The 2530-nt window shown below is 72.1% G+C and carries 2 protein-coding genes and 1 pseudogene; all 3 read right to left on the bottom strand.

The window, feature by feature from the left end; genetic code table 11:
• A pseudogene (locus CQZ88_RS10585) lies at positions 1-1086 on the bottom strand (mycofactocin system FadH/OYE family oxidoreductase 2); the annotation flags it as partial.
• On the bottom strand, positions 1083-1895 hold the full coding sequence (locus tag CQZ88_RS10590) for a mycofactocin-coupled SDR family oxidoreductase (protein ID WP_006930974.1): 813 nt from the start codon (positions 1893-1895) through the stop codon (positions 1083-1085). The gene CQZ88_RS10590 and the pseudogene CQZ88_RS10585, both read right to left, overlap by 4 nt.
• A gap of 37 nt (positions 1896-1932) precedes the next feature.
• On the bottom strand, positions 1933-2530 hold a 598-nt coding region (locus CQZ88_RS30820; protein ID WP_258008547.1), incomplete at its 5' end, for an FAD-dependent oxidoreductase.

The following is a 2530-nucleotide window of genomic DNA, read 5'->3' on the forward strand; positions in this document are numbered from 1 at the left end:
GAGCCCTACCCGGCCGATGCACTCCTGGTTGCAGGCCAGGCACGGACGCACGGCCTCGTCGTCGCCGGCGAGAGCCTTGGCGGCGAAGTCGGGGTCGGCGATCTGGCCGCGGACGACGCCGACGAGGTCGCAGCGCCCCTCGGCGAGGGCCGCCTCGGCCTGGGCGGGGGTGGTGAAGCGTCCGACGCCGACGACCGGCAGCCGCACCCGCCGCCGGATCGCGTCGGGCACGAACAACGCGTAGCCGTGGGGCGTGGCCATGGACGCCTCGATCAGGTGCAGCGTCTCGGTGGCCACGCCGATCGAGGTGTTCAGGTAGTCGACGTGCCCGCTGTCTTCGATCATGGCGGCGACGGCGACGGCGTCGTCGAGGGTGATCCCGCCGTCGGTGCCGTCGTGCCCGCTGAGGCGGACCCCCACGACCAGGTCGGACCCGACCGCCGCGCGCAGTGCCCCGACGACCTCGAGCAGGAACCGCGCCCTGTTCCGGAGCGGTCCGCCGTACCGGTCGGTGCGCAGGTTGGTGCCCGGGGACAGGAACTGCCGCACGATCGACGCCTGCGAGCACTGCAGTTCGACCCCGTCGAATCCGCCGGCACGGCAGTGCTCGGCGACGCGGGCGTACCCCTCGACGAGGTCGCGGATCTCGTGCTCCTCGAGCGCCTTGGGCACCTCCCGGAACAGCAGGTCGGGCACGGCGCTGGGCGCCCACAGCGGCAGGCCGGTGTACATGCCGCAGCCCTGGGCGCCGTTGTGGTTGAGCTGGGCGAAGATTCGCCCGCCGCGGGCGTGCACGGCGTCGGTGATCCGCCGGTACCCGGGCACCACCGCGGGGTCGTACCCGCGGATCAGCTTCTCGTAGGGCCGGTCCGTCGGGTGCACGGTGTGCTCCTCCGAGACGATCAGCCCGGCTCCACCGCCGGCCCGCGCCGCGTAGTACGCGGCGTGCTGCGCGGTGGGCAGCCCGTCCTCGGCGAAGTTGGTCAGGTGCGCGGAGAACACCACCCGGTTGCGCAGCGTGACCGGGCCGAGCCGCAGCGGGGCGGCCAGCCGTGGGTGCGGTCCGGCGGAGCAGGTTTCGCTCACACCTTCGAGTTCCCCTGGTCGAGGGCCATCTGGCTGCCGGTGACGGTCCGGGCGCGGTCGCTCGCGAGATACAGCACGGCCTCGGTGATGTCGTCGACGTCGGCGATCGGCTTCTCGGTGAGGATCGGGGCGAAGCTCGGCAGCCAGTGCGGGTACTTCTCGAACAGCGTCAGCGCGCCCTGGTCGGTACCCATCGGGGTGTTCACGCCGTAGGGGTGGATGGAGTTGACCCGGATGCGGTACTCGCCGAGCTCCTTGGCGGCGCTCTGGGTCAGGCCGACGAGGCCGAACTTCGCGGCGGCGTAGTTGGCCTGGCCGGGCATGGCCTTCAGCCCGGCGACGGAACTCACGACGATGATCGACCCTCCGTTGCCGGCCTCGATCATGGCGGGCGTGGCGGCCTTGAGGGTCTTGAAGACGCCGGTGAGGTTGATGTCGATCAGTTCCTCGAACTGCTCGTCGGGCATCTCCCAGAAGCGGTTCCAGTTGCAGATGCCCGCGTTGGCGACGACGACGTCGAGGCGGCCGAACTGGGCGACGCCGTCGTCGACGACGGACTTCAGGGCGGCGCTGTCGCGCACGTCGGCGATGCGCGCGTGGATCTTCGCCCCCTCGGCCTCGACGAGCTGGACGGTCTCGTGGAAGTCGGCTTCGGTGACCGGGGCGTAGGAGTTGTACTCCGAGACGGGACCGGCGATGTCGACGCCGATGATCGACGCGCCCTCCCGCGCGAACCGGATCGCGTGGTTGCGTCCCTGACCGCGCGCAATGCCGGTGATGAACACGACCTTGCCGTCGAACTCGCCCATTCGTCGATCCTTCCGATCCGTAGCAGTCTGCAACAGGTTACAGTTCGGATCCGAGCGTGTGACCCTCCCGTACCGCCTGGTGGACACTTCGCGGCGCCAGGCAGTCGCCGATCCGTGTCAGCCCGGTCCGGTACAGGGTGTCCTCCGGCAGCCCCGGGGCGCAGTCGACGAGCAGCGCGCCGGCGACGTCGGTGCGCCGTCCGGTCAGCCGGTGCTCGAGTTCGACCGCGTCGGCGCCGACCCGTCGCACCGTGACCCCGAGGTGCCGGGCGACCCCGGCCCGCTGCAGCCGGGTGTTCGCCGCGACCAGGTCGCCCGTCGGCGCGAGCCGCGACCCGGCGATCGGGTCCGTCGTGGCGTACGAGACGGTATAGCCCTGGGCGGCAAGCTGTTCCGCGATGCCCACCGCGACGGGACCCCCGACGGGATCCCACACCACGACCGGCCGCACGGCGATCGGGCCACCGGCCAGCAGGCCGGCTGCGGTGACGTAGTGGCCCTCCTCGGCCGGGTACTCGGGGGGCCGGTCCCGGCTGCCGGTGGCGAGCACGACGGCCTCGCCCGCGGCCACGGCGTCCTCGAGTTCGCCGGCGGTGACGGCACGACGGGTGTCGATCCGCACGCCGAGCGCGCGG

The sequence above is a fragment of the Rhodococcus sp. ENV425 genome (genome assembly GCF_002887785.1).
In the GTDB taxonomy this organism is placed as follows: domain Bacteria; phylum Actinomycetota; class Actinomycetes; order Mycobacteriales; family Mycobacteriaceae; genus Rhodococcus; species Rhodococcus aetherivorans.